The organism is Actinoplanes solisilvae (assembly GCF_003999975.1).
Classification (GTDB): domain Bacteria; phylum Actinomycetota; class Actinomycetes; order Mycobacteriales; family Micromonosporaceae; genus Actinoplanes; species Actinoplanes solisilvae.
Window position 1 is genome coordinate 35,146 of the sequence record NZ_RJAC01000009.1, and the last position, 26,529, is coordinate 61,674.

Genomic DNA, 26,529 nt, shown 5'->3' on the forward strand with positions numbered 1-26,529 from the left:
TGACTTCGGACATCCGCGCCGCGGAGGGGGAACCTGATGCAATTCGTGCTGAGCAACTTCGGGTACAACGCCGGGACCTGGCGCGTCGAGAAACACCCCCGCTTCGTCACCGACCTGACCGGCGACGGGTCGGCCGACATTCTCGGGTTCGGCGACGACGGCGTCTGGGTCTCGACGAACACCGGCAACGGCAGCTTCGACACCCCGCGGCTCGATGTCGCCAACTTCGCCTACAACGCCGGCAACTGGCGGGTCGAACGGCACCCCCGCGAGCTCGCCGACATCACCGGTGACGGCATCCCGGACATCGTCGGCTTCGGCAACGGCGGTGTGTGGGTATCGGTCAACGACGGCAAGGGCCATTTCGGCGAGCCGCGGCTGGTCATCGCGAACTTCGGGTACGCCGCCGGTGGCTGGCGGGTCGAGCGGCACCCGCGTTTCCTGGCCGACGTGACCGGTGACCGCCGCGCCGACATCGTCGGTTTCGGCGACGACGGCGTCTGGATCTCGCGCAACAACGGCAACGGCACGTTCGCCGCGCCGGCCCTGGCCGTGGCGAACTTCGGCTACAACGCGGGCCAGTGGCGCGTCGAGAAACACCCCCGCTTCGTCGCCGACCTGACCGGTGACGGCCGGGCCGACATCATCGGTTTCGGCGACGACGGCGTCTGGGTCTCCCGCAACACCGGCAACGGCACGTTCGCCCAGCCCACGATGGTCGTCGCGAACTTCGCCTTCAACGCCGGCCGCTGGCGCGTCGAACGGCACCCCCGCCTGCTGGCCGACACGACCGGTGACGGCCTGCCCGACATCGTCGGCTTCGGCGACGACGGCGTCTGGGTCTCCCGCAACACCGGCAACGGCACGTTCGCCCAGCCCACGATGGTCGTCGCGAACTTCGGCTACAACGCCGGCACCTGGCGCGTCGAGAAACACCCCCGCTTCGCCGCCGACCTGACCGGCGATCGCCGCGCCGACATCATCGGCTTCGGCGACGACGGCGTCTGGGTCTCCCGCAACACCGGCAACAGCACGTTCCCACAGCCCACGATGGTCGTCCCGAACTTCGCCCACGACGCGGGCCGGTGGCGCGTCGAACGGCACCCGCGCGTGCTCGCCGACGTGACCGGCGACCGGCGGCTCGACATCGTCGGCTTCGGGGACGACGGGGTGTGGACCGCGCACAACAACGGCGACGGCACGTTCAGGACCTTCCGGGTGCGCCGCGACATCTGGGATCTGCAGGCCAACGGGCCCTGGGACTCCTACACCCTCGCGTACGCCCGGGCCGTGCGCGCCATGCAGGCACGGGCGCTGACCGATCCGCGCGGCTGGCAGTATCAGGCCGCCGTGCACGGCCGCGCCGGCGCCGCACCCGTCGGCGTCGTCTGGAACGAATGTCAGCACGGCAGTTGGCATTTCCTGCCCTGGCACCGCGCTTTCCTCTATTACTTCGAGGAGATCGTACGAGCTGAGGTGGTGGCTCAGGGCGGTCCGTCCGACTGGGCGTTGCCGTACTGGAACTACGCGATCGCCGGCCGCAACGTGCTCCCGCCGGCGTTCCGCGAGCCCACGATGCCCGACGGTTCACCGAATCCGCTGTTCGTCGCGAACCGCAACCCGGCCGTCAACACCGGTGCCACGCTGCCGTCGACTTCGACCTCCGCGTCGGCCGCGCTCGCGCAAACCGCGTTCACCCCGGGTTTCGGCGGCGGCCGCACCACCCCGCAGCACTTCTTCAACCAGTTCGGCGAGCTCGAGTTCACCCCGCACAACGACATCCACGTGCTGATCGGCGGCTGGATGTCGAACCCGAACCTGGCCGCCCTCGACCCGATCTTCTGGCTGCACCACGCGAACATCGACCGGATCTGGTCGCTGTGGCTGGCCCAGGGCGGCGGCCGGGCCGACCCGGGCGAGACCGGCTGGCGTGACGTGTCGTGGCGGCTGCACGACGGGGCCGGCAACCCGGTCACGATCACCACCGCCGGGGTGCTCGACACCATGGGCCAGCTCGGCTACGTCTATCAGGACGGCAGAGCGCGCACGCGGAGTGGGCAGGAGCGGTTCATGAGCGACGCACAACCGGCCGACGGGCCGGAACCGGAGCTGGTCGGCGCGTCCGACCGCGCGATCGACCTGACCGGCGGTCCGGCCCGCGTGGAGGTGCCGATCGACACCCGCACCGTCACGGCCCGCCGTCAGGGACCCGCGTCCGAGCAGGTGCTGCTCAACCTCGAGGACGTCGAGGCCGAGCAGACCCCCGAGACCGTGTACGAGGTGTTCGTGCGACCGATCGACGCACCGGACGAGACGCCGTTCTACGTCGGCAACGTGTCGTTCTTCGGCATCGAGCACCTGGGCGAGCGCGGCCCGGCCGAGGACGGCCCGCACGGTTTCCGCCGCACGTTCGACATCTCCGCCTGGGTCGCCGGTCGCCGGGCCCGCGGCGAGTGGTCCGACCAGGGCGTGGCCGTCACGTTCCGCCCGGTGCGCGTCGAGCCGCAGGCCGACCCGTCGGCGATGAGGGCGCGCGGCATCGACGAGTCCGCGGTCGCCGAGACGATCGCCGCGCAGGAGGCCCCCGTACGCATCGGCCGCGTCAGCCTGTTCTACCGGTGACAGAGCCCGTCGACGGGACGGCGCGGGATTATCTCCGGCGCCGTCCCCACCTGTTCGCGCTGGCGCTGCCGGCCGCCGCCTGGGTGGCGATCCTGACCAGGAGCGGGCACGTCCACGGGGTGACGCTGACCGCATGGACGCTGATGTCGGTGGCGATGATGGTCCCGGTCGTCCTTCCGGCGTTGCGGCACGTCGCCGTCAACAGTCTGCGCCGCCGCCGGCAACGCGCGATGGCGACCTTCCTGGCCGGCTACCTGGCCGTCTGGGTCGCCGCCGGCGCCGTGCTCATACCGCTTTTCGCGTTGCCGCCCCCACCCGTACTGCTGACCGCTGTTCTGCTGTTCGCGGCCCTGTGGCTGTTCCTGCCGGGTCGCCGGGCCGGCATGCGGGCCTGCCACCGCACGATCCCCCTGCCGCCCACCGGCTGGCGGGCTACCCGCGGCGCGGCCAGGTTCGGTCTGTGGCACGGCCTGGGCTGCCTGGGCGTCTGCGGCCCCCTCATGGCGATCATGGCCGTGCCCGGCATCCATCACCCCCTGTGGATGATCGGGGTGACGGCCGCCGTCGTGCTCACCCGCTATCCGCCGCGCTGGCGCCCCGGCGCGCTCGTGCTGGACGCGAGCTACCGCCTCAAAGGCTGAGCGCGATCGCCAGCGCCCCCGCCGTCGTCCCCACCACCAGCTCGTCCGCCACCGACACGCACGCCGTCGCCTCGTGGTGCACCGGGATCGTGAGCTCGCAGGCGCCCGTGGCGGTGTTCCAGATCCGTACGGTCGCGTCGTGACCCGCCGAGGCGAGCAGCGTGCGGCCACCGACGCGCACCGGGCCGACCCCGGTGATCCGGCCGGTGTGCCCGTGCAGTTCGAGGCGCTGCTGGCCGGTCCACGGGTCCCACACCCGCACCACCTGATCGTCGCCGCCCGAGGCGACCATCTCCCCGGCCGTCGACGACAGCAGGCAGGCCGCCCGCACCCGCCCGGTGTGCCGCGCGAAGATCGCCTCCTGCCGCCCGCTCTCCACCTCCCACACGCGCAGCGTGCAGTCCGACCCGCCCGTCACCAGCCGCGGACCGTCGCGGGTGGGCATCCCGAACAGAACCGACACCGTCCCGTGGTGCGCTGCCCGGCGACCCCACCTCATGCCCTGCCTGCGCCGCTTGCCCGTGAACGGGTCCCACAGCCGTACGGTGCCCTCTTCTCCCGCGCAGGCGATCCACAGATGCCGGTTGAGGAACACCGCGCACACCGCCGTCGACCATCCCGCGCGCGGACGCAGCTCGGCCCGCTGCCGCGCCGTCTCCAGCTTCCAGATGCCCACGCTGTCGTCGGCTCCGGCCGAGGCGAGCAGAATCTTCCCGTACGCGAACACGGGCGCGAGCCCCGTGATGGCGTCGCGATGCCCGGTGAGCTCGTCGACCGGCTCGCCCGTGGCCGCGTTCAGCAGCTGCACCGTCCCGTTGCCGTACGCGGTGGCGATCAGGTCTTTCTTCCCCTGCCACACCGCGGCCAGGGCCGTGACCGACGTGGACGCCGCCCCCGCGCGCGGCCCGGAGGTCAGATCCGGGTCCCACAGCCGTACGGCTGCCTCGCCGACCGTCGCGATCAGCAGCCGCCCCTGCACCTCGACCGCGCACACGTCGCGGATCGGCCCGCCGTGCGTCACCACCGCCCGCAGCAGTTGCCCGGTGCGGGCGTCCCAGAGCCGCACGACCCCGTCGTCGCCCGCCGTCGCCAGCAGCAGCGCGCCGCGGCGGGTCATCGGGCACAGCGCCCGCACGGGGTCGCCGACATCGATCGTCAGCAGCGCCGCGCCCGTGGCCGTGTCGCCGACGCGTATCGTGCCGTCGAGGCTGCCGCTGACCACGAGACCGGCCGGCAGCAGGCACAACGCCGTGATCGGCCGGCTGTGCGCGGCCGCCACCCAGCCCGGTTCGGGCGCGCCGGCCTGCCAGTACTGCAGCGTCCCGTCGGTGCCCGCGCTCACCACCCGGTCAGGGCCGCAGGGCCGCGCCACCGCCACCTTCCCTGTGTGGACCATGCGGCGGCGAGGCGGGTCCCAGCTCGTCAACACGCCGTCGGCGCAGACCACGCCGAAGCCCTCCTCGCCGGGCACGAACGCCGGCATCACCGCGCGGATCTGGCCCGGCTCGCACCGCACGCTGCGGCGGGACTGACCGCTGCCCGGGTCCCACAGGTGCACGGTCCCGTCCGCTCCGGCCGACGCGACAAGGGTGCGGCCGTCCATTCGTACGGGCTGAAGTGCCACCACCTCGGAGCCGGCCAGCATGACCTTGAGCTGCTGACCCGTGCTCGGATCCCAGGTTCGCACCGTGCCGTCGGAGCCGCCGCTGGCCAGCAGCCGCTCGCCGTCGCGGGACTCGAACTCGCAGACCGCCCCGGTGCCGCCGACGTGCCCGTCGAGCACCGCCCATTCGCGGCGCTTCTGCACCGACGCCCACATCGCCCGGTAGGGAGCCCGCCGGTTGACCGCCACCCGGGCGTCGAGCCCTTCGAGCACGGAGGTCACGCTGAACTGGGCGGCGCGTTCCGACGGGCTGGCCGACGCGGCTCGCGGAGTCAGCCGCAGCAGCCGGGCGCGTTGCTGTCCTAGGATCGTGCGGGCGTAGTCGGCCGGCGGGACCAGCCTCAGCAGGTCGGCGTAGAGCAGGTATTCGTCGTCGAGCAGCAGGTCGTCGATGAGCCCGGCGGCGACCGCGTGTTCGGCCAGCGAGCGCAGCAGGTAGGGGTCGGCGTTCTCCCAGCCGCGGGCCCGGCCGTGTTTGACGAGCCGATCGGTGATCACCCGCTGGTCGTTGACGGTCGCCCCGGCGTGCCGCCGCTCACGCAGCAGCGCGTCGTCGAGCGCCTGGTGAAACAGCCGGAATCGCCGCTCCCCGCTCGACTCGACCAGGAAGTTCGCCGCCGACGACCGCGCGAAACCGGCCAGCGCGTCCTGCTCGACGTGCACCCCGAACCCTTCGAGGACGCTCTGCCACAACTCCAGTGACAGGCCGGGCGCCTGCGCGTAGGCGAGCGCGGTCAACGCCGTCCGGGCGGGCAGCCGGCCGTCGGGCAGCCGGCCGACGTACGCCTCCAGGGCCGCGTCGACGTCGGGCGAGAAGGCGAGATCCTCGGGCCGCACGGCGACGTGGTCGTGCAGGCCGTGCCGGCGCGCGGTCAGCCCGGCGACCAGGAAGTTACGGTCGGCCAGTTCGGCGATCCGCGCGGCGACCGGCCCGGCCACGTGATCGGCCCGATACGGACTACCCACGCGTTCCGCCCCGGTCAGCTGCAAGGTCGCCCAGGCGTACGCGGTGAGGTCCTCGACCTCGAAGTAGCGTTCGCCGTCGAGGTCGACCACCTCGCAGTCGGCCCCGAACAGGCGCAGCAGGTCGCCGCCGTCGTCGCTGCGGCGGGTGCCGACGACGACCTGCGCGCCGACCGAGCCGCAGGTGCGCACGATCGGCAGCACGATGTCCTCGACGATCCGCTGGGCCTGTTCGGGGCTGACCGCCTCGTCGAGCGCGTCCACGACGAGGTGGAAACGCGACGTACGCCGGTCCGCCAGGCGCCGGCGTAACGTCGGGGCGAGTTCCTCCGGGGTCTGCGGCAGGCGCACCGCGGCCGCCCGCGCGATCTCGACGGCCACGTCCAGGGCGGTCTTGCCCTTGACGTGCACCGCACAGGCGACCGAGCCGACGTCGGCCTTCACCGCGTCGTCGCCGCCCGGCAGCAGCGCCCGGAACGCGGGGTCGGCCGTCGTGACCACCCGTCCGAGCACGGCCGACTTGCCGACGCCGGGCGAGCCGGTCACGACCAGCACCCGATCGTCCACGGCGGGCCGCCGCAGCCACTCGACGACTGTGGACAGGGCCGCGCGCCGCCCCCGGAACCGGTAGCCCGCCTCGGAATCGACGGCGACGCCGCGGGCTCTGGGCAGCCAGTGCCGGTGCGCCTCGGCGTCCGACTCGAGCGACCATCCCCAGGCGGCGAGCGCGGACTCGCCGGCGTCGGCGGCCGACCAGCCGGCCAGGTCGTGCAGGCACTCCTCGGGCAGGGCGCTCATGGCCTGCCCGACGGTCAGGGCGGTGACCTCGCCGGCGCGGCCGCCGACGACCTGCACGCGCCCGATCACGGCGACGACCGCCTGGAAGCGCGGGGACCAGACGGCCGCGCCCACGAACCCGTCGTCGACGCTGTCGGCCTCGAGCCGCACCCAGCCGTACGACAGGGCCGCTCCGACCCGTCCGTGGCCGTCGGCGCCGAAGGCCGTGTCCGGCGGGAAACCGAACGCCCACCACGGTTCGCCGACCAGGTCGGCCGCGTCCGGTGCGGACAGAGGCGCGGGCCGTACGCCGTCCGGGGCGGGCTCGCCGAGCACGAGCACGGCCACGTCGGCGGCGACGTCCGCGCGCACCGACACGACCTGCCGTCGTACGGTCCAGGGCACGCCCGCCTTCGGGAACGCGACCCACAGATCGTCGGCCCGCCCGCCGAAACGGTCGAGCACGACGCTCAGACAGGTCAGCACCCGCCACGCGTCGATGAGCACGCCGCAGCCGAGCGGCCTGTCGCCGGCCGGTCGTCCCCCCGGATCGGCCGGCCCGGCGTGCAACGACACCGTCCACGGGTCCCTCTTGGGCCCCGGAAATCCTCCCATCACGGCCCCCCAGCCGTCACCCACTGTAGCCATCGATCAGGGTAGGGAGGCGTGGGTCACGATCACAACGCGTAACCACAGTGTTGGCACAGCACGCCATTGACCTGCGACTTCATACGGAATCCTCACTGAACGTGCAAGATCCGCAAGCCCCGCAGTTCACTTAAAGTAACAGGCTGATCACGGTTGCCCCGGATTTCCATCTGATGTACGCGATATTTCAAGCTTCGGTCCAACTATTGCGTTCCTGTGAATACGGCTGTCACGATGACCGTCGATCCGTTCCCCACTTCCCCGCCCCCGGATCGACAGGAGTCCCCCATGCCCGTCACCCGACGAACACTGCTGTCCACAGCGGCCTTCGGCTCGGCCGCGGCCCTGCTCACCGACCTCTCCCCCGCCCACGCCGCGTCCCCGCCGGGCGACGTCGTCGGCAAGATCACCGTCGGCTATCAGGGCTGGTTCGCCTGCCCCGGCGACGGCGCGCCGATCGGCGGCTGGTGGCACTGGAGCCGCGACCGCTTCCAGCCGCCGTCGCCCAGCAACACCACGATCGTGTCCTGGCCCGACATGCGCGACTTCACCCACGCCTACCCCACGGCGTACGGGAATCTCGGTGACGGGCGGCCGGCGACGCTGTTCTCCTCCTACGACCAGCAGACCGTCGACACGCACTTCCAGTGGATGCGCGACTACGGCATCGACACCGCGGCGCTGCAACGGTTCAACCCGATGGGCGACGAGGGCCCGACCCGCGACGCGATGGCGGTCAAGGTGCGCACGGCGGCCGAGGCGACCGGCCGCAAGTTCTACATCATGTACGACGTCACGAGCTGGACGGCCATGCAGTCCGAGATCAAAGCGGACTGGACGGCGAAGATGGCCGCGCACACGTCGTCACCGGCCTACGCGCGCCAGAACGGCAAACCCGTCGTCTGCATCTGGGGTTTCGGCTTCAGCGACGAGGGCCGCCCGTTCACGCCCGGCCCGTGCCTCGACGTCGTCAACTGGTTCAAGGCGCAGGGCTGCTACGTGATCGGTGGTGTGCCCACCCACTGGCGGCGCGGCGTCGACGACAGCCGCGCGGGGTTCATCGACGTCTACCGCGCCTTCAACATGATCTCCCCGTGGATGGTCGGCCGCACCCAGACCCTGCAAGGCCTCGACGACTACCTCGCCAACGTCAACACCCCCGACAAGGCCGAGTGCGACGCGTACGGCATCGACTACCAGCCCTGCGTGCTGCCCGGTGACCTGTCGATGGGCGCCCGCCGGCACGGCGACTACTACTGGCGCAGCCTCTACAACATGATCAAACTGGGGTCGGCCGGTCTCTACGTGTCCATGTTCGACGAGTTCAACGAGGGCAACCAGATCGCCAAGACCTCCGAGACGGCCGCCTCCACGCCGGCCGGCAGCGGCATCCGGGCGCTCGACGAGGACGGCACGTTCTGCTCGGCCGACTACTACCTGCGCATCACCCAGGACGGCGGCAAGATGCTCAAGGGCCAGATCGCCCTGACCGCCGTACGCCCGACGCAGCCGACGACCGGCACGCCTCCGCCCCCGACCGGCGACCTCGCGGCCGGCAAGTCCACCAGCGCGAGCAGCACCAACGGCCCCTACCCGACGGCCAACGCGGTCGACGCCAGCACGTCGTCGTACTGGGAGAGCAGCGGCGCGCTGCCGCAATGGTTCCAGGTCGACCTCGGCGGCGCCTATGCCGTGAACCGTCTCGCGCTGCGGCTGCCGCCCGGCTGGGAACGCCGTACGCAGAACATCACCGTGCAGGGCAGCACCAACGGCACCACCTTCACCACCCTCACCGCCGCGACGGGCTACGTCTTCGACCCCGCCTCGGGCAACACGGTCAACGTCACGCTCTCGGGCGCGGCGGTCCGGTACGTCCGGCTGAGCTTCGCCGCCAACACCGGCTGGCCGGCCGCCCAGCTTTCCCAGATCCAGGCGTACGGCGACAGCACGCCCCCGCCGCCGGTTTCGGGAGACCTCGCCCGAGGCAAGCCGACGTCCTCGAGCGGTTTCACCCAGTCCTACGGCCCCGGCAACACCGTCGACGGCGACGCCGGCTCGTACTGGGAGAGCACGAACAACGCCTTCCCCCAGTGGGCGCAGGTGGACCTGGGAACAACCGCCGCCGTCAGCCGCGTGGTCCTGAAGCTCCCACCCGGCTGGGGCGCCCGAACCCAGACCCTGTCCGTCGCCACCAGCACCAACGGCTCTTCGTTCACGACCTTGTCCGCCGCGGCCGCCCGAGTCTTCGACCCCGCCTCAGGCAACACCGTCACCGTGACCGGCACCGCCGCGCAGGCCCGCTACGTCCGCGTCACCGTCACCGCCAACACCGGCTGGCCGGCCGGGCAGCTCTCTGCCCTGGAGGTCTACTCGACCTGACTCAAGGTTGCCCGGCCGGCGTGAGGTGCTTCGCGCCGGCCGGTGCACCAGGTAGACGAGCTGGGTCAGGTGGGCAGCAAGAGGTCGAGGAAACCGGAGTAGGGCGTCTCGAGCACGTCCTCGGCCGGGGGCGCCGCGATCTTTGCCTGGAGCCCGTATTCCGAGAACGTATACGCGAACGACTGCCCAGGTGCCTTCGGGAGGGGCTCGAACCTGATCGCCGCGAAGCGTCCCTGCTCATCAAGCTCGACGCGGATCTCGTACTGCCGGGGCGGCTGTGTACTGACCGGGTTGTTGCTGCTCCTACCCGGCATCCGCCCTTCGAACGAGCGGTCCCCGGTCTTGGTGAACCCGGTGGCCCGGGTCACGGAGCCGGACAGGTTCCAGGGGAAACCGTCGGCGAGAACCGTGCTGGAATACCCATGCTCCGGTGCCGCCGAATGTACCCAACCGCCCGCGGCGAGATGGTCAACGGCGGCCGGCGTCAGGGAGAAGTCTTGGCGGGCCCATTCAGCGCCGCCTTGTACGTAGAACTTCGGCCCGATCCGCCGGACGACGAACCCGTCCCCCTTGACCTCCCAATTATTCGTGCCCGATTCCACCACGCCCGTGTAGTTGAACGCCGGATCCCCGGCGACAAGTGCGACCTTGACCGATTCCCGGCCGAACAGCGCCTTGGCCGCCGCGAACGCCGCGGCGGGATCGGCCGGGATCGAAGCGGGCGGGCGAGGAGTCGGACTTGCATCGACCGCACTGTTCGCGCACGCGGCTCCCGACGCCGCCAGCAGCACCGCCACACCCGCCCCGACCATCCGCCGTACCCGCATCTTGCTCCCCCGCCACTCGAACGACGGCCGTCACTGTAGATCAACTGCCGAGCCGTCGTCGCCCGCCTTTCGCTTGACGCTTCTGGAACGCCGTTCCATACTGGTTCTGGAACGGCGTTCCAGCAGCTCTCGGGAAGGAAAGCACATGACAACACCGGTCACGATCGTCGGCGCGGGGCTCGGGGGCCTCACCCTGGCGCGGGTTCTGCACGTTCACGGCATCGCCTCGACCGTCTACGAGGCAGAGCCGTCGGCCCAGGCACGTACGCAGGGCGGGCAGCTCGACATCCACGAGCACAACGGGCAGCGCGCCCTCGAGGCGGCCCGGCTCACCGACGAGTTCCACGCGATCATCCACGAGGGGGCCGAGGCGACCCGGGCGCTCGACCCGCACGGCACGGTGCTGCTCGACGAGGCCGACGACGGCACCGGACGACGACCCGAGGTGCTCCGCGGCGAGCTGCGCCGGATCCTGATCGAGTCGCTGCCCACCGGAACCGTGCAGTGGGGCAAGAAGGTCTCCGCCGCCTCGCCGGGCCGGATCACGTTCACCGACGGGTCGACCGTAGCCACGAACCTGCTCGTCGGCGCCGACGGGGCCTGGTCGAAGGTCCGCCCGCTGCTGTCCGACGTCAAGCCCGAATACGTAGGCACGGTCTTCGTCGAGACCTACCTGTACGACGTCGACGCGCGCCACCCGGCCACGGCGGCAGCGGTCGGGCGGGGCTCGATGTTCGCGCTCACGCCCGGGCAGGGATCCTCGCGCACCGGGAGGCGGGCGACATCCTGCATACGTACGTCGAACTGAACCGGCCCGCCGACTGGGTCGCCGGCATCGACTTCACCGACCCGGCTGCCGCAGCCGCCCGGGTCGCAGCCGAGTTCGACCCGCACCTCATGCCGCCGGCCGGCGAGGGCGCGAACCTGGCCATGCTCGACGCGGCCGAGCTCGGTGAGGCGATTGCCGCGAACCCCGACAACATCGAGAGGGCCCTGACTGCGTACGAGGAAAGGATGTTCACCCGCAGTGAGGCCGAGTATGCGGACGCGCTCGAGATCCTCGACCTCTGTCTGGGCGAGCGGGCCCCGTACGGTCTGATCGAGTTTTTCGGTCGGGCCACCGCGATGTGAGGATGGGCGCATGGCTCTGTCCCGGGAACGCATCGTCGGCGCCGCCGTTGACATGCTCGACGACGCCGGCGAGGGCGGGCTGACCTTCCGCGCCCTCAGCGCGCGCCTGAAGACCGGCCCCGGCGCGATCTACTGGCACGTGGCCAACAAAGAAGAACTGCTCGACGCCGCGGCTTCTCGCGTTCTCGCCGATACCACGCTTGTCGAGGTTTCCGACCCCGCCGACGCGATCCGCGCCATCGCGCTCGGCCTGTTCGACGCCATCGACGAGCATCCGTGGCTCGGCGCGCAGCTCTCCCACGGCCCGTGGCGATCGTTGACGTTACGGATCCTCGAACGCCTCGGACAGCAGATCCAGGCGCTCGGCGTACCCGAGGAGGCGCAGTTCACGTCGGCGTCCGCCCTGCTCATCCACATTCTGGGCGCCGCACGCCAGAACGCCGCGAACGCCCGCGACCAGCCGCCGGGCGCCGACCGCACCGCCGTCCTCGAAGCCGAGGCAGCCCACTGGCGCAACCTCGACCCGCACGAATATCCGTTCCTGCAAGCCATCGCCGGCCAGCTCCGCGACCACGACGACCGCGCCCAGTTCCTCGCCGGCGTAGACCTCGTCCTCAACGGAATCACCGGACCCCACAAATGAAATCGCCGGAGGATGACTCCTCCGGCGACGCGCGACGACCCGTGGTCGAAACGGGGTCGGGGCGGAAGGTCGTGAGCCGCCCGCTCTGCCAGGCCGGAGCCTCCTCCGGCTCTCTGAGCTACCGCCGCGCCCGACCACTCTCCCGCCGCAAGCCAAGAGGCGCAACCGAAATACGTCAGAACTGTCCCGAGAACACGCCCGCCTGCCGCAGCACGCCCGCCAGCATCGGTGAGGCGACAGCGATCCCGTGCACCAGGTCGGGTGCCGGCTCGGGCAGCTCGATTCGCACCTGACGGTACGGCTGCGTCCAGCCGGCGGCCTCCGCGTCCACCCCGTGCCGGGCGCACACCCGCCGCACCAGCTCGGCCGGGCAGTCGTCATCGCCGAGCACGACGTCCCACGGCAGCGGCAGCTCGGCCCACACCCGCACGTCGACATGCTGGTCGCGCCCCGACAGCCGATGCCAGGCCGCCACGTCGGCCGCGACCAGCGCCGGAACCTTCCCCGGGCAGCTCGCCTCCAGCACATCCTCATATCCCAGGCCCCGCAACAGATTCAGCCATCCCGTACGAGCCTGGTTGAACGACCGCGACGCGGCGTTCCACGTCGACGAGTCATCCCCCATCCGCATGATCATGTGGGTCGGGTCCCGATTCTCGTCGAACGAGCGCCGCAACGCCCGCGCGGCCGCCGCGAACTGCTCGTAGTACAGGGCCATCAACGTGCCGCACTGAACGTCGTCCAGCAGATCGAGCACGCTCCACCGGGTCAGCACCGACGCGAGCACCCACGGCTGCCGCACCGGGCTCGCCATCGCCGCCGCCAGTAACTCCTCCGCGAGCGAATCCATCGGCCGCGCCTGACTGCCGGACGTGAACACGGTCCGCAGATTCAGCCGCGCCACGTAGTACGCGGTGAACGCCGCGGTCGCCGGGCACGCGACGAAATCGTCCTCCGCGACCAGGTGCGCCAGCCGCGCCTTGCCGAACGCGGTTGCCGCTTCCCGGTCTCGCTCCGCGGCCAGCACCTCTGTGCGCTGCTGAAGATGCAGCACAGCGCGAACGGCCCGCCGATAAGCCCGCACGGGTACGCCGGGAAGCCGCTCGCGTCGTGCCTCGGCGTCCAGGCGTTCCCGCGCGTCGACGTGGCCGCCACGCTCACCCCTCGCGCCGCGCGGCGTCGGCAGCCGGTAGTAGGTCCAGTGCCCCCACGTCATCGCCACCGGCCGGCGCTTGACCGTCGAACGCGGCGGTCGCGAGGGCCCCTCGGGCAGCCCGAGCAGCGCCGTCGCCGCGCCGAGCCACCGGCGAAGCGACACCGGATCGGCCGGATCCGCCGCCTCCGGCTTCTGCCCGACCGCGGTAAGCGCGGCGGCGGCCACCTCATAGGAACGCCCGAGTCCGGGGTGACGCCGCCACGTCTTCGGCATCGACGACCCGCTCTGCGTGCCGTGGAACCGCACGATGCGATACAGGTCCCGTATGCCGACGGCGCTGAGCCAGCGCTCCGCCCTCAACTCCAGAAGATCCGCCGCCACGTCCTGTGGCGCCCGTCGCTCCCGAAGCCCTCGATACAGCCGTCGCAGAATCTCATTCTCGGTGCGGTCCACGATCCGTCGCCTCCCCCGCCGGCCCCCGCAGACCAGCCGACCAGTATCGACTCGCTCCCACCGGGCCGTCCACCGAAATTCGCTTATGCCTCAGGGCATAGACCCGCCTCCGACTGTCGCCAGATCCGCACGACCCCCGGTGACTGCCAGACTTCGCGGCATGGAAAACGCCTCGCCCGCCCGCATCTGGCTCCGCCGCCTGGTGATCGCCGCGTCCTGCCTGCCCCTCGCGGCGGTCACGATCCTGCACCGCATGGGCCGCGCCGACGAATACGGCCTGCTCGGCGAGTGGTACGTCATGGTCCCGCTGACCGTCGCCGGCGTACTCGGCTGGATGTTGATCGAAAAGGCCATCGCGTGGGCGGTCGACCGCCCCTCAGCCGCCGACCCGACGCCAGAGCCATCGGAGCGCGTCGGGTAGCAGAACGCCGCCGTGGTTGGGGTTGTGGCCACCGTCGCCGAGCGCGAGCCGGAAGTCGTAACCGGCCTCGGCCAGCGCCGCCGCGACGCGCAGGTTGGCCGCGAGCCAGTTCGACTCGGGCTCGTTCCACCGCAGATCGCGATGGCCGGCCTGCATGAAGATGCGTAGAGCCTTGCGGGGAACCCGCCCGATCAATTCGGGGTACGGGTTCCCGCCGGGCATCTGCACGAAGCTCGACAGGCAGCACATCACCCGCCGGAACCGGTCTTCGCGAAGCCAAGCGACCGTGAACGCGCCGTTACCGCCGCTGCTGCCGCCGCAGATGCCCCACTGATCCGGGTCCTCGCTGATCGACCATCGCTGCTGGACGGTAGGCAGAATCTCCCGCAGCAGGAAGCGGGCCAGCCGATCGTCGAAGGCGTCGTACTCCACGTTGCGGTTCTTGGGGTTGGGCGCGCCGACAATCACACCCGGGTCGACGAACACCCCGATCGTCACCGGCAGGTCACCCTGATGAATGAGATTGTCCAGCACGATCGCGCCTCGAACCTGCCCCTCGGGATCCAGATACCACTGGCCGTCGAGGAACACGATCAGCGACGCCGGTTGCGACGGTCGGTATTGAGCGGGCACATGCACCCAGAACTTCCGCGACGTACCCGGGTAGATCTCGCTGATGTCCCCAGCGAACTCGACGGTCTGCCCGACCGGAACACCCGCCTGCCGGCACGAGTCGGGCCCATACGCATACCGAACATCCGACTGGTCAACCGGCAGCGAACGATACGGCACGACCTCGGTCACCCCGGCACCGTAGGTGGGCAATGCTCGGCTCCACAAGGGCGTTTCCCGGCGGTCAGCAGTCGTCGGCCCGATGCAGAACCGATGCGAGCTCGGTCAACACCTGCAGGGCATCCTAGGAACCTAGTCTGTCAGGGGACCTCGCGAGCGCTCCACTGTCGACCTCGATGAGCGTGGATGGCGCGCGGATGTCAGCATGGAACCATGATCAACTCGCCGCGCTTGATACGAGCCGTTCCGAAGGCTTCCTGGCTGCCGGCGGGCAGTACGGCGGAGATCTGGGGCGGGGCGGACATCGACGCTCCGGAACCTGCGGTGATCGTTCGGCTGCTCGTGCAGCGAGACGGCCCGGGCGGCCGGGAACTGTTCTGCGTTTCGGGAGCCAGAGGACCCGATCTGCCCACGGTCTTCCTCGGTGGCCCGGACGGATGGCGGCCCGCGAAGGAGGGCGTGTCCGCGCTGACGCGGCAATACCTCGGCACGGATGCCCCGACCCGATGCGTGGGCTTCGTCCGGAACATCGTGCCGCGGGCCGACGACTCCTACCGGCTGCCCGTGCCGGTGGCTCACGTGCCGGTCTTCACTCCTCACGATCCCACGCTCCAACCGGCCGAGGACACCGGCGAATGGATCGGCGAGCTCCAGGCGGCCACGCTGCTGCGGGAACGCCACTGGTGGCTGATCGCCCGCGACACGCTCGGCTGGACCGACAGCCCGGTCCGGCGCTGGCGACGCGCCGGTCAGGACGGCGGGTAGTCGCCGTGGCGGTGGACTATGCGCCACTCTCCGGCCTCGCGGCGGTAGAGGTGGGTGACTCGGAGGGTGCACTTCTCGGGTTGGCCGTCGATCTCGAACGACTTGTGTTCGAAGGCCACCGTGTACGCCAGGTCGCCGCTCGCGCCGGCCGCGATGAGCTCCAGGTCGTAGGAGAGCAGCGGCTTGCCTTCGAACTGCCCGGCCAGCCACTGGAACGTCTGGTCGACCGAAGCCCAGCCCTGCCGTACGGGGACGGCCGCACCGAAGAGCGTGACAGGGTCGTTCTGCGACCAGGTCGCCGTACGGGCTGAGTTGTCGCCACGGCACAGGGCGCGTTCGGCTTCGATCTGGCGCGGCAACATCTCGGTCAGGAACTCGTCCACCTTTGAGGGCATGAAAACAGCGTGCCCCCGTACGCCCGGCGGCGTCCATCGCCGCCGGGCGTCGGATCGGGGACTACTCGCCGGAGGGTGCCGTCAGGGTGACGCCCAGGCCGACCGGGGTGCCGAAGTTCGGCGTGCCGTCGGCGTTCCAGGTGAACTTCTGGGCCCGGGTAGAGCGGTTCATGTCGCAGTTGCCGTTCGGGTTGGTGGTGGCGTGGTAGACCATCCAGTCCTCGGTGCCGTCGGGTGACTTGAAGAAGCCGCCGTGCCCAGGGCCGTAGACGCCGGCCGCGTTGTTGCGCTGGAAGACCGGCTGCGGCGACTTGACCCAGGAGGACGAGTTGAGCGGGTCACCGCCGTTGTAGGTGAGCATGCCGAGCTTGTATTCGGCGGTGGAGCAGTGCGAGGCCGAGTAGATGATGAACGTCCTGCCGTTGCGTTGCAGCACCTCGGCGCCCTCGTTGACCGCCCCGCCGACGGTCTCCCAGCTCAGCGTCGGCGTGGACAGCACCCGCCGCGTGCCGGCCTCCGTCCATGGGTTGGACAGCTCGCGGATGAAGTTGGGCTGCGAGCCGGTGTAGTACGTGCCGAGCAGGTACATCTTGCCGTTGAGCTGCAGGATGCTCGGGTCGAGTTCCCACGTGTTGTTCTGCGTCGGGTCGAGCAGGTCGGCCTTGAACGTGTAGGGCCCCATCGGGTCGGTGCCCGCCGACTCGAGGACGTGGATGCGCTGCGTACCGAGGTTGAAGGGCTCCTGCCCGGCGGTGTAGTAGAAGTACCACCGCAGCCCGTTCGGCCCGTTGAGCAGGTGGAACTCGGGCGCCCACATGGTGCCGGCCCCGTTGGGCCGGGTCAGGTTGAAGATGACCTGGTCGGTGGCGGTCGCGAGCCCGGCGAGGGTGGTCGCCCGGCGCATCGTGATCGTCCGGTTCCAGGTGGTCGTGGCCAGGTAGTAGTAGCCGTTGTAGTGGGTCAGCCACGGGTCGGGACCCTGCTGCTTCAACGGGTTGGTGAAGGTGCGTCCCGGCGGCGGTGTGGTCGGATAGCCGGCCAGCCGCCACACCCGGGCCGCCGCCGTCGTGCACGGCAACTGGATCAGGCCGGCCGCCGTGCCATTGGCCGCGATGCACTTTCCCGAATGCGCGGCCGCCAGCTGGAACGTGTTCGTGGCGACCGGACGCAGCTGGAAGCGCTGGTTGTTCTGGTTGTTGCAGGACCATTGGATGATCGCCGCGTTGTCGGCCGTGCTGGCCGCGTTCACGTCGACGCACAGGCCGGCCGGGGTCTGGATCGTGTAGTTGTCCCCTACCGGGGTCAGCGTGAACGTCTGGGCGCACGCGGCCTGGGTGAGCTGGTTCCCCGAGGACGGGGTGGTCACGCAGTTGCTGGTCGAGGTGTTGGCGATCGTGCTGGTGAAGGCAACCGCGGCCGAGGCGCGGCCGGGGATCAGGAGGGTGAGCAGCATCGTCGCCGCGACGATGGCCGCCCGGACTCGGGTGACATGCATCAGGACTCCTCAGGTGCCGCTGGAGTAGAGGGAGCTGACCTCCGACGCCGACAGCGCCCGGCCGTACAGCCGCACGTTGTCGAGAGCGCCGTCGAGGTAGGGATCGGCGTACTGCGATCGCCCGAGCCAGTTGCGCGTCGTCGCCCCGAGCGAGGACGGCGACAGGGTCAACCCGGTGTTGCGGGCCACTTCGGCGCCGTTCACGTAGAGCACGCCCAGGTTCCCACTGCGCGTGACGGACACGTGGGTCCAGGCGTTGACGGCAAGCGCAGGACCGTCGATCCGTTGCTCGGAACCCGATCCCCCGGTCGTGATGGCGAATCGGAGCCCCCCGGCCGAGGACCGCGGCGAGATGAACATGTACGCCGAGGTGCCCGTCCCGAAGTCGAGAAGCCGGCTCCACGTCGTCACCGTGTCGAGCCGCGCCCACAGAGCGACCGTGAAGTTCGACGCCCCCGACAGAATCCCGGACGGCAGGGCCGCATATCCCGCCGTGCCGTCGAGATTCAGAGCGTTTCCCGTACGCCCGGTGACGTACCCGGCGCTGTAAACCGTCGCGGTGCGCCCGTTCCCGCTGGCATCGGCCGGCGACCCGTCGAACGGATAATGCGCGACGAACGGCGAACCGGTCACCGACCAATAGACGCTGTACCGCTGCCCGTGCACCTTGTAGAACGGCTGCAGCGCGACACCTCCCGCCGACGTCGGTGTCAGCGTGGCCGGGTCGAGCGACGGCAGAGCACTCAGATTCTGCGATCCGAAAAGCCCGCCCAGGACGATCGGCCCGAGCTTGATCGCCTGCGTGGTGCTGCTGTCGGGGGTCGATTCCCGGGTCAGCGCCATCGGCAGCGTCACGTCCACCACGTCACCCGACACCCACGTGCGATTCAGAACGGCGTAGGCACCGGTCGCGGGCGTCGTGGCCGCGCCACCGTTGACGCGGATCTGCGCCCCCGCGGCCCAGGCCGGAATGCGGATGCGCATCGTGAACACGCCCGAACCGGTGACGGTCAGCCGGGTCGAGCCCGCGTCCGGAAACGACGTCTCCTGCCGGATCGTGCGACCGTTCCAGGTCAGCACCGACGGGATGAACAGATTGACGTAGAGCGTGCTGCCGCCGTCGTGGAAGTAGATGGTGTCGCCGAACTTGGTGTTGCTCTCCATCCCCGTCCCGTGGCAGCAGACGAAACTGTTGTAGTCGTTGCTGTACGTCTTGATGCCGCCGGCCCGCAGAGGCACGTAGTAGCACTGGAACCCGTGGGACGAGTTCGGGTCCTGCGACGCCAGGATGTGGTTGTAGAGGGCCTTCTCGTAGTAGTCGAGATAGTCGGCCCGGGTGGGATTCGTGAAGAACAGCTGCCGCGAGAGCTTCAACATGTTGTACGAGTTGCAGCACTCCGCCGTCGTGTCGGACAGCTCGCTCGCAATCCGGTCGGGCAGCCCGAAGTACTCGCCGTTCGAGTTCCCGCCGATCGCGTACGTGTGATGACGCGTGACGATGTCCCAGAAATTCACGGCGATGTCGCGATACCGCGTGCTGCCGGTGGCGTGGTACTCGCGGATCGCCCCGAGCACCTTCGGGATCTGCGTGTTGGCGTGATAGTTGTTCAGCGCGTCCTGGTTGTTGGCGAGCGGGTTGAACACCTCGTCGTGGTCGAAGTGCTGCGCCGCCGCGAGGTGCGCCGCGTCCCCGGTGAGCTGGTAAAGGTTGGTCAGCACCTCGTTCATGCCGCCGAACTCGGTGTCGAGCATGTTCTGCCGCTGCGTCTGGGTGAGCCGGTCGTTGCGGAACTTGACCCACGACGCCATGCCGAGCAGCACAGTCAGCGCCTGCGAATTACCCGCGAGCAGATGCATGTCGAGCAGCCCGGCCATGATCTTGTGCAGCGTGTAGTACGGCGCCCACACGCTCTGCCGCGCCTCGACCCGGTCGATGAAGCTCTCCGGGAACGCGCTCAGATAACCCGTGTTGTAACCGGCGGTCGCCGCTCGCGCCTGGCATTGCGCCAGCACGGCGACGATCTGATCACCCTTCGTCCGGTACGCCGTGTCGCCCGTACCGGCGTACGCCTGGGCCAGACCGGTCAGGAGGTGACCGGTCGAGTGCCCGCGCAGCTCGGTGCTGGGCGATTCCCAGCCGCCGCAAGCGGTCGCCGACGAGGACAGCCCGACGTTGAGGCGGAAGGTGTGCAGCATCCGGTCGTTGTTGAGGAACAGCAGGTACGACTGGATGCGGGCGGCGTTGGCGGTGAAGACGCTGGGCAGTAGCTGCACGGCCGACAGCGGGAAAGCGTACGCGGAAACGCCGGTGTCGGGACGGGCAGCGGCCGATGCCGGGCTCGAGGAGAGGCCGACCGCCCCCACCCCGGCGACCGCGGCGGACCCGGCGAGCAGGGTTCGTCGTGTCAGGTTCATCAGAACGCCTTGATCTCGAGAAGGCCCACCGAGGCGGTGCCGCTGCCGGTCAGGAGAACCCTCAGCCGGGTGGTGCTCACCGACGAGAAGGTGACGTTGTTGTACTGGTTGATGGCGACCGGGTAGCCCGAGGTGCCGCCCACGTCGACGTACGCGCTGCCGTTCCAGGCCTGCAGTTTCCAGGACGCCGGGGCCCGGACGCCGCCGTTGTCGTCGAAGAAGTAGACATTGGCGCTGGTCAGCGTCTGGGCCGACGACCACGTCAACTCCGCCCACTGCTGCCCGGTCTCGGGCCATGTGCCCCACCTGGGGTTGACCGTGTCGTTCGACGAGGCCGGGTCGATGCCGTCGTTCAGCGCCGCCGCGCTCTCCCACGACGACGTGTAGCTGGCCGAGGGCGTCGCGGTGAGAGCCTTGTTCGTGCCGGCCGGCGGTGGTTCGACCACTCCCCCACCACGGTTGTAGACCTTCGCCTCGGTGATGCCGGTCTTGAATCCGCTCGCGTGGGTGACCTGAACCCGCAGCCTCGTCGCATTGACGGCGACAAATCGTACGTTGTTGTAGTTGGCCTGCGGCGACGACGGCGTCTTGACCGCCGAGGCCACGTTGGTCCAGGTGCTGCCGTTCAGATATTGGATCTGGTACGACGCCGGTTGCCGGTAACGGTTGGTGGCGCGATCGTTGCGGAACCACAGCCGCACCTCGTCCACGGTCCGGGCCTGCCCGAGGTTGAGCTCGAGCCAGTCGGTGGCGTTGGCCGAACCGTACGTCCCCCACAGCGGCTCATTGATCGGGAAACCGTCGACGGCGTTCGCGCCGTTCGTTCCCGAAGCCGTGTACGACGCCGAGGTGCTCACGCCCTGGGCGAAGTTCGTAAGGTTGGCGCTCAGGTCGACGCCGGCCTTGTTGAACATGTCGACCATCTGAGTGCTGTTCTGCGTGACCGAGGCGGGCGCCCGCATTCCGGAGTACGCCTGGTTGTAGAGAACGGTGCCGGTGCCCGAAGGGAATGTGACCGCGCCCGTGTCCGGGTTCCAGACGAAACGCGTCAACCGGTCGACCGTCGCGACCCGCGTGCCGTTCACGAAGATCGAATAGCCCTGTGGAATTCCGCTGTAGCGGGTGATCCCGTCGGCCGGGTCGTCCCAGACGATGCTCAGATCGGCGTTGCGGTAGCGCAGGTTGTTGGCCGCGAAGTGCGTCCAGCCGATGTTGATCGGGCTCAGCTCGACCTGCTTGTCGGAGCGCGGCCGAAGACCCATCACGTCTTCCACGACAGTCCAGTTGCTGCTGCCGAGGATGTTGTGGTGAATCCAGGACCGGTACGCGATCGTGCTCGTCCCCGCATTCCAGTCGGCCCAGAACTCGTTGGCGTCAGGCCACTGCGTGTTGCCGCCGACATACTGCGCCCAGGTGTTCCAGTAGAGCAGCTTCTTGTAGTCCTCGGCGCTCATCCACTGGTTCGGGTAGTTGCGCAGCACCGACGAATAGAGCCGGAACTGCACGGTCGAGTTGATGGTCGAGAAGTTGTTGCTGCCCGGCTGGCCGGCCGCCGCCGCTGCCGCCTTGTCCTTCTGGTTCGCGGTGAAGAACGGGAAGACCGGATACTCGGCGGGATCGGCGAACAGGCGAAGAGCCTGCCGGTACTCGTCGGTGTTCGGCATCGCCCCGACCGCGTACGGATAGTAGTTGTTGATTTCCTTCCACGGCACGAGCGCGTTCGTGCCGACGTGCCGATGCTTGATCAGCTTGTTGGGAGAATCCCAGAGGTACGTCGTGATCGCGTTCTTGATGCGGTCGGCGATCTGCTGCATCTCGGTCGCCTTGGCGGTGTTGCCGATCGCCGTGTAAGCCTGCGCGGCGGCGAGCGCGCCACTGTAGACGTACGCCGATTCCGCGCGGTCGAGGTTGCCGGCCCGCCAGTGGAACGAAACCGCGTCGGCGTCATTGCCGGTCAACGCGCCCCAGTCGTACTCGATCAGGCCGTTGTTGTCGTGGTCGTAGTGGCTGAGCTGACCCTTGACGTCGCCCTCGGCGTACTTCGCCAGATTGGCGGCGATCGAAGGCTGCCCGCCGTGGATCTGATAGCTGCGCCAGGCGGCCTCGGAGATGTACTGCGTGTAGCTGTTCGACCAGTTCTCCGGGTCACCCGGGTTGTCCATGAACCGGCCGCCCTTCGACGACTGACCCACCGACAACCACGGCCCGTACGACCAGGCGGGGTTGCGCAGATACTTCAGGTCGTCGATGTGCATCGGCTGGGTCAGCGCGATCGCGTTGTTGTAGCCGAGCGCGCCCTCGACACTGACCGGGAACTGGAAATCCTGCCCGGGAATGTTCGCGTCGAGGAAGTTGAACCGCATCAGCCACCAGCGGTAGTAGATCTCCTTCTTGATGGCCGGCTCGGGCACATCGAGATAGGGGACGTTCACTGCCCACCAGCGGTTGTACTCCCGCACGTGACTGGCGAAGGCATCGGCCGCGGCGGCATTGCGCACGGTGTTGTACTCGGTGGTCGAGTCGGGCAGCTCGGAGGCGGTGAAACCCATCTGCACCTTGACCGTCGTGGTGGCGCCGGCGGCGACCGTCACGCTGCGGGTAAGGGCGCCACCGGCCGCGGTGAAACTGTCACCGGAGAGCCGTAGACCCAGGGTCGTGAGGTTGTTCTTCACAGCTCGGGAACCGGTCAGCTCGGAGCCGCTGACCGTGGTCGCGTAGGGCGAGGTGACCCGCAGCGCGACCGTCTGCGAAGAGGTGCCGGTGTTGGTGATGGCCAGGTTGTCGACGGCGACGTTGTTCTGGGTGATGAACTTCGTCTGGTTGATGCGAAGCGAACCGTTGGTGTGAACACTCTTCCAGTGGCTGGGCGCCTGCCAGCGCGAAGAGACCTGCTCGGACCAGGTGCCCGAACCGGCGGTGACGGTGAACGCGGCCTGATCGCTGATGCTCTCCCAGTAGGCCACGGTTCCACCGAAGCCGAGCACCGACGGGGTATGCGTCTTCATGAAGACCGCGCGTCCCCGGCTCATGAGCCAGGTACCGGCGGGGTCGTTGCCGGGACGAGCGAGTAGGCGGTCCATCCAGAAGTCGGTGCCACCGGCCTCGGCGTCGTAGATGGCCTGCATGGTGTTGCCGGTGGTCATCGCGACCGGCGGCGCGGGGATCGACGATGATCCGGAGAAGGTGGGGTATCCGATGGTCTGCGCCGCTTGCGCGGGGGCGGTGGCGACGACTAGGAGCGATCCGGTCAGGACTGCGGTTATCGCGATGGCCAGTGGGGGACGTGGCACCGCGGCACCTCCTTCGGTTGCGTGCTCGCTCTCCCGATCTGTGCCGGGAGCAGCGGGCGGAGAAGCGGCCGAAGGCGCAACACGGCCCGGGTGGGCTGTGCAGGGGGAGAAACGCCGAAAACCTTTTCGGGGATGTTTCCATCGAGCTTCGGCGATGTCAACGGGGGTGTTTTCGCTATGTGCTACCGAAAAAGTTTTCGGCTGTATGGCCCTGGTTCACTTGCGCTGGGACGGCCGGGCAGCCTGTGACGGGCGGCAGGCGCTCGGGCACGACGTCAGCGGGCATGGCCAGCCAGGGTGAGCACCTCTTCCGCCCGGTGTTAGGTGACGCCGGGCGGAAGCGGGCGTGCGGTGTCAGACGTCGCGGCGGCGGACTGCGGCGGAGGCGAGGAGCACCGCGCCGACGGCGTAGGCGGCCAGGACCGTCAGTGCGATCCAGGGGGTCAGCATCTCGAGGGTGGGGGCAGGGTCGCGCAGGGCGGCGGCCGCGTTGCTGGGCAACCAGGGCAGGACGGCTTCGGCGATGGCGTCGGGCAGCAGCAGGCCGACTACGGGCAGCAGGTAGAAGACGCTGAGCACGGCGGCGATTGCGGCGACCGCGCCGCGCAGCAGCCAACCGGCTGCCACGCCGAGGACGGCCACGAAGGACAGGTAGACGGCGGCGCCGGACAATGATCGGGCCACACCCGCGGTGAGGGGCAGGTCTACGCCGGCTGAGCTCAGCAGCAGGTGGGCTGCGGCGAACGTGCCGAAGGTCAGGGCCAGTGACAACGCGAGCACCGCGGCGCCTGTCGCGGTGGCGCGGGCGACGACGACCGAAGCTCGGCGAGGCACGGCGGTGAAGGTGGCGGCTGCGGGCTCGGCGGTTACCGCGAGGACGGCGAAAGCGGCGACGATCAGCTCGGTGATGCTCAGGCCGGTCAGGGCTCCGCCCAGCGGGCCTACGTTCTCGAGGTCGGCGGGCAGGGCGCCGGCGGCTACGCCGATGGCGGGGAACACGCCGATCGCCACGGTCAGGACTGCGGCTGAGGTGGCGAACCACCAGGTGGAGCGCAGGGTGCGCAGGCGCCGCTGTTCGGCGGACACGATTCGGGGCAGGGTCAAACCGGTGGTGGTCATCGCGAGGTGCTCCCTTCCAGGGTGTATTCGACGTCGTCGTGGGTCAGCTCCAGGTACGCGTCCTCCAGGGACTGCCGTACGGGGGTGAGCTCGTACAGCGGGATCTGGTGCCGGGCCGCGAGTTCGGCCACGGCTTCGGCTGAGCGGTCGGTGATCGTGACGAGCTGCGCGTCAGCGGGGTCAGCCGCGCCGGGCACCAGGGCCAACAGGTCAACGGCCTTGGGCGTACGGACCCGGAGCGCGGGACGATGCTGCGCGGTGAGCTCGGCCGTCGTCACGTCGGCTACGAGCCGGCCACGCCCGATGATCACCAGGCGGTCGGCGGTCAGTGCCATCTCGCTCATCAGGTGCGAGGAGAGGAAAACCGTGCGACCCTCGGCAGCCAGGCCGCGCAGGAGCCGGCGGACCCAGCGGATGCCCTCCGGGTCGAGGCCGTTGACCGGCTCGTCGAGGATGACGATGCCGGGGTCGCCGAGCAGGGCGCCGGCGATGCCCAACCGCTGTGACATGCCGAGCGAGAACCCGCCGGGCCGCCGTCCGGCCACCTCGGAGAGCCCGACCAGTCCGAGAACCTCGTCGACCCGGCGCAGCGGAATGCCGTGGGTGGTGGCCAGCACGGCAAGGTGCTGGTAGGCGCTGCGGCGCGGGTGCACGGCGCGAGCGTCGAGCAGCACACCGACCTCGTTCAATGGCGCGGCGAGTTTCTCGTACGGGCGGCCGTTGATCAGGATTTTCCCGGCGTCGGGGCGGGTCAGGCCGACAGCGATGCGCATGGTGGTCGACTTGCCGGCGCCGTTGGGGCCGAGGAAACCGGTGACCACCCCGGGCCGTACGCCGAAGGTCAGATTCTCGACGGCGGTGTGCTTGCCGAATCGCTTGGTGACGTGCTCGATGTCCAGCATGGTGGGTCAGTTCCTTTCCGAGGAGCCGAGGCGCCCGCGCGTGGCGATCAGAACCACAAGACCGACCACGGCGTACGCGATGAGGTGCAGGAATCCGGCGGTCATCTCGTCACCGGGGTAGAGCGTGCGCAGCAGTCCCTCACCGAAGCCGCTGCCGGGGCCCGCGGCGTTGCCGGCGGCGTGCAGGAATCCGAGGATGAGCAGGCTGCCGGTGCGGTTCCAGACCCAGCCGGTGAGCATGCGGTACGGAATCATGACGACGGCGAGGGCAGTGAGCAGCAGAATCGCGGCGGGCAGAGGATTTCCGACGGCGAGCGAGACGTGCTGAAGGGCGAAAACCGGGGCGACCAGGAGCGCGGCGATCACGGGACGGTGACGGCGCTGCAGGCGGGCCTGGAAGAACCCGGACCAGGCACCCTCCTCGGCCCAGTTGTTGGGTACGAGGGTGAGAACGAACGAGAGCGCGAAACCGGAGAGCAGAGCGCTCCCCCAGGAACCGGTGGGCGCACCGAGCAGAACCCGGGCCAGACCGTAGGCAACGAGCGGGACGAGCAGGAGCGCGACGGCATACCACCGCCAGGCGACCCGCCAGTCGACGAAGCGCCGCAGGAATCGCACAGCGGCCGCCCGCCCGTCAGCGACCCAGGTGATTGCGACGGCGGGCAGAAGCAGCCCGACGAGCGAGGTGGCGACGATGAACACCTGATCGGGCACGGGCACGTCGACGACCAGCGGGATGAACGCGATCGCCTGGCCGACGGTGAACAGCCAGAGCAGGAAGGAAGTGAGCGGGTGTCGGGTGATCCATCCCGACAGGCCGGGACGGGTCGGAGCGGCGGCGGCTCCTGAGGTGGCGAGGGTGGTCTGCATGGCGGCTTCCTTTCTCGATGACCACCGCATCGTCGCGATCGGGGCTTGCGTGGTCCTTGCCTGCGGCTTGCATCGGGGGTGGTCGCCCTGGGACGGGGTGGGCCGGGGGTGAGCAACCACTGTCTTTGAGAAGCAGCTATGACTGTGGTTGCTCACCCCCGG

General features: G+C 69.6%; 19 protein-coding genes. 8 read left to right on the plus strand and 11 right to left on the minus strand.

The window, feature by feature from the left end:
• The first annotated feature begins 36 nt into the window (after nt 1-36).
• Nucleotides 37-2,622 carry an FG-GAP-like repeat-containing protein gene (locus EER30_RS22870; RefSeq protein ID WP_127502560.1) on the plus strand — a complete coding sequence of 862 codons (2,586 nt, stop codon included), beginning with the start codon at nt 37-39 and terminating at the stop codon, nt 2,620-2,622.
• Nucleotides 2,619-3,263 carry a DUF2182 domain-containing protein gene (locus EER30_RS22875; RefSeq protein ID WP_127502561.1) on the plus strand — a complete coding sequence of 215 codons (645 nt, stop codon included), beginning with the start codon at nt 2,619-2,621 and terminating at the stop codon, nt 3,261-3,263. The genes EER30_RS22870 and EER30_RS22875 overlap by 4 nt, the downstream gene beginning before the upstream one ends.
• Here EER30_RS22875 and EER30_RS22880 read toward each other — a convergent pair.
• On the minus strand, nt 3,253-7,242 hold the full coding sequence (locus EER30_RS22880; RefSeq protein ID WP_127502562.1) for an AAA family ATPase: 3,990 nt from the start codon (nt 7,240-7,242) through the stop codon (nt 3,253-3,255). The two genes, EER30_RS22875 and EER30_RS22880, sit on opposite strands and share 11 nt — an antisense overlap.
• A 360-nt stretch (nt 7,243-7,602) precedes the next feature.
• On the opposite strand from EER30_RS22880, the gene EER30_RS22885 reads away from it, so the two are divergent.
• Nucleotides 7,603-9,693 (plus strand): glycoside hydrolase family 99 protein, encoded by a 2,091-nt coding sequence (locus EER30_RS22885; RefSeq protein ID WP_127502563.1) that lies wholly within the window; start codon nt 7,603-7,605, stop codon nt 9,691-9,693.
• Nucleotides 9,694-9,758: 65 nt separating this feature from the next.
• On the opposite strand, the gene EER30_RS22890 is transcribed toward EER30_RS22885, so the two are convergent.
• Complete coding sequence (locus EER30_RS22890; protein WP_127502564.1) at nt 9,759-10,490, minus strand: hypothetical protein; 732 nt, start codon at nt 10,488-10,490, stop codon at nt 9,759-9,761.
• A gap of 175 nt (nt 10,491-10,665) precedes the next feature.
• Between EER30_RS22890 and EER30_RS22895 the strand changes: the two genes are divergently transcribed.
• From EER30_RS22895 to EER30_RS22900, 3 genes are all read left to right on the plus strand, one after another.
• Nucleotides 10,666-11,328 (plus strand): FAD-dependent oxidoreductase, encoded by a 663-nt coding sequence (locus EER30_RS22895; RefSeq protein WP_240670246.1) that lies wholly within the window; start codon nt 10,666-10,668, stop codon nt 11,326-11,328.
• An 89-nt stretch (nt 11,329-11,417) separates the two neighbouring features.
• A complete protein-coding gene (locus EER30_RS48845) occupies nt 11,418-11,651 on the plus strand; it encodes a hypothetical protein (protein WP_240670247.1) in 234 nt (77 codons plus the stop codon).
• Nucleotides 11,652-11,661: 10 nt separating this feature from the next.
• Nucleotides 11,662-12,294, plus strand: a complete 633-nt coding sequence (locus EER30_RS22900) for a TetR/AcrR family transcriptional regulator (protein WP_127502565.1) — start codon at nt 11,662-11,664, stop codon at nt 12,292-12,294.
• 175 nt (nt 12,295-12,469) lie between these two features.
• Here the strand turns inward: EER30_RS22900 and EER30_RS22905 are convergent, their stop codons facing one another.
• Complete coding sequence (locus EER30_RS22905) at nt 12,470-13,903, minus strand: hypothetical protein (protein ID WP_127502566.1); 1,434 nt, start codon at nt 13,901-13,903, stop codon at nt 12,470-12,472.
• A gap of 160 nt (nt 13,904-14,063) precedes the next feature.
• Here EER30_RS22905 and EER30_RS22910 point away from each other — a divergent pair, with 160 nt between their 5' ends.
• On the plus strand, nt 14,064-14,324 hold the full coding sequence (locus tag EER30_RS22910; protein WP_127502567.1) for a hypothetical protein: 261 nt from the start codon (nt 14,064-14,066) through the stop codon (nt 14,322-14,324).
• On the opposite strand, the gene EER30_RS22915 is transcribed toward EER30_RS22910, so the two are convergent.
• Entirely contained in the window at nt 14,280-15,128 is an 849-nt protein-coding gene (locus tag EER30_RS22915) for an alpha/beta hydrolase (protein ID WP_127502568.1), read from the minus strand. The two genes, EER30_RS22910 and EER30_RS22915, sit on opposite strands and share 45 nt — an antisense overlap.
• A 201-nt stretch (nt 15,129-15,329) precedes the next feature.
• Here EER30_RS22915 and EER30_RS22920 point away from each other — a divergent pair, with 201 nt between their 5' ends.
• Entirely contained in the window at nt 15,330-15,881 is a 552-nt protein-coding gene (locus tag EER30_RS22920) for a hypothetical protein (RefSeq protein ID WP_127502569.1), read from the plus strand.
• Here EER30_RS22920 and EER30_RS22925 read toward each other — a convergent pair.
• The 7 genes from EER30_RS22925 to EER30_RS22955 form a co-directional block, all read right to left on the minus strand.
• A complete protein-coding gene (locus EER30_RS22925) occupies nt 15,866-16,276 on the minus strand; it encodes a nuclear transport factor 2 family protein (RefSeq protein ID WP_127502570.1) in 411 nt (136 codons plus the stop codon). The two genes, EER30_RS22920 and EER30_RS22925, sit on opposite strands and share 16 nt — an antisense overlap.
• Nucleotides 16,277-16,337: 61 nt before the next feature.
• Nucleotides 16,338-17,771 (minus strand): family 43 glycosylhydrolase, encoded by a 1,434-nt coding sequence (locus tag EER30_RS22930; RefSeq protein ID WP_127502571.1) that lies wholly within the window; start codon nt 17,769-17,771, stop codon nt 16,338-16,340.
• Between the two features lie 9 nt (nt 17,772-17,780).
• Entirely contained in the window at nt 17,781-20,186 is a 2,406-nt protein-coding gene (locus EER30_RS22935) for a glycoside hydrolase family 127 protein (RefSeq protein ID WP_127502572.1), read from the minus strand.
• Entirely contained in the window at nt 20,186-23,476 is a 3,291-nt protein-coding gene (locus EER30_RS22940) for a discoidin domain-containing protein (RefSeq protein WP_127502573.1), read from the minus strand. Before EER30_RS22940 ends, EER30_RS22935 begins: the two co-directional genes overlap by 1 nt.
• A 354-nt stretch (nt 23,477-23,830) precedes the next feature.
• Complete coding sequence (locus EER30_RS22945) at nt 23,831-24,595, minus strand: hypothetical protein (RefSeq protein ID WP_127502574.1); 765 nt, start codon at nt 24,593-24,595, stop codon at nt 23,831-23,833.
• Entirely contained in the window at nt 24,592-25,497 is a 906-nt protein-coding gene (locus EER30_RS22950; RefSeq protein ID WP_127502575.1) for an ABC transporter ATP-binding protein, read from the minus strand. Before EER30_RS22950 ends, EER30_RS22945 begins: the two co-directional genes overlap by 4 nt.
• A gap of 6 nt (nt 25,498-25,503) precedes the next feature.
• A complete protein-coding gene (locus EER30_RS22955) occupies nt 25,504-26,367 on the minus strand; it encodes a CPBP family intramembrane glutamic endopeptidase (RefSeq protein WP_164842452.1) in 864 nt (287 codons plus the stop codon).
• Between the last annotated feature and the right edge of the window lie 162 nt (nt 26,368-26,529).

Excerpts from the sequence above, each read along its gene's own strand:
- EER30_RS22920 (WP_127502569.1), top strand. The coding sequence starts at position 15,330 with ATGATCAACTCGCCGCGCTTGATACGAGCCGTTCCGAAGGCTTCCTGG.
- EER30_RS22910 (WP_127502567.1), top strand. The coding sequence starts at position 14,064 with ATGGAAAACGCCTCGCCCGCCCGCATCTGGCTCCGCCGCCTGGTGATC.
- EER30_RS22895 (WP_240670246.1), top strand. The coding sequence starts at position 10,666 with ATGACAACACCGGTCACGATCGTCGGCGCGGGGCTCGGGGGCCTCACC.
- EER30_RS48845 (WP_240670247.1), top strand. The coding sequence starts at position 11,418 with ATGCCGCCGGCCGGCGAGGGCGCGAACCTGGCCATGCTCGACGCGGCC.
- EER30_RS22935 (WP_127502572.1), bottom strand. The coding sequence starts at position 20,186 with ATGAACCTGACACGACGAACCCTGCTCGCCGGGTCCGCCGCGGTCGCC.
- EER30_RS22930 (WP_127502571.1), bottom strand. The coding sequence starts at position 17,771 with ATGCATGTCACCCGAGTCCGGGCGGCCATCGTCGCGGCGACGATGCTG.
- EER30_RS22925 (WP_127502570.1), bottom strand. The coding sequence starts at position 16,276 with ATGCCCTCAAAGGTGGACGAGTTCCTGACCGAGATGTTGCCGCGCCAG.
- EER30_RS22955 (WP_164842452.1), bottom strand. The coding sequence starts at position 26,367 with ATGCAGACCACCCTCGCCACCTCAGGAGCCGCCGCCGCTCCGACCCGT.
- EER30_RS22900 (WP_127502565.1), top strand. The coding sequence starts at position 11,662 with ATGGCTCTGTCCCGGGAACGCATCGTCGGCGCCGCCGTTGACATGCTC.
- EER30_RS22885 (WP_127502563.1), top strand. The coding sequence starts at position 7,603 with ATGCCCGTCACCCGACGAACACTGCTGTCCACAGCGGCCTTCGGCTCG.
- EER30_RS22870 (WP_127502560.1), top strand. The coding sequence starts at position 37 with ATGCAATTCGTGCTGAGCAACTTCGGGTACAACGCCGGGACCTGGCGC.
- EER30_RS22950 (WP_127502575.1), bottom strand. The coding sequence starts at position 25,497 with ATGCTGGACATCGAGCACGTCACCAAGCGATTCGGCAAGCACACCGCC.
- EER30_RS22945 (WP_127502574.1), bottom strand. The coding sequence starts at position 24,595 with ATGACCACCACCGGTTTGACCCTGCCCCGAATCGTGTCCGCCGAACAG.